General features: G+C 71.5%; 1 protein-coding gene. It reads left to right on the plus strand.

Annotation, left to right across the window (positions count from 1 at the left end; all coding sequences use genetic code 11):
* Nucleotides 1-18: 18 nt before the first annotated feature.
* A partial coding sequence (locus FHP29_RS00005) for an NHL repeat-containing protein (RefSeq protein WP_240044205.1) occupies nucleotides 19-527 on the plus strand: 509 nt, incomplete at its 3' end.

Genomic DNA, 527 nt, shown 5'->3' on the forward strand with positions numbered 1-527 from the left:
CCCTTCGACGCTCTGTACGTGCTGGCGCTGAGGTCGGCGCGGATCGTCGAGATCGACCTCGCCACCGGCGAGATGACGACCTTCGTCGAGGACACCGGCCGCTCCCCCGACGGCATCGCCGTGGTGGGCGAGCGGGTGTTCTGGACCACGATGGGCAAGCCGACCGTGGTGGACCGGGAGCTGTTCGACGCCGGACACCGGGAGCGTGCGCTGGTCTACACCGAACGCAACGGCGGCCTCCACGTGATCGGTCGCGACGGGTCCGGCCGCGGACAGGTCGTCGCGCCCGGAGGCATCACGACCGGCAAGCAACTGGCACAGGCCGACGGCTGGCTCTACTGGGGCGACCGCGAGGGCTTCCGGGTGAGCCGGGTCCGCACGGACGGGACCGGCCTCGAGGACCTCGTCGTCAACGACGGCTCCGGCGGCGTGGCGGACTGGTGTGTCGGCGTCGCGGTCCACGGCGACCACCTCTACTGGACCCAGAAGGGCGCGGCCAAGAGCGGCAACGGCCGGATCCTGCGCAA

Origin of the sequence: Nocardioides albidus, from assembly GCF_006335005.1 — a bacterium.
Taxonomy (GTDB): domain Bacteria; phylum Actinomycetota; class Actinomycetes; order Propionibacteriales; family Nocardioidaceae; genus Nocardioides; species Nocardioides albidus.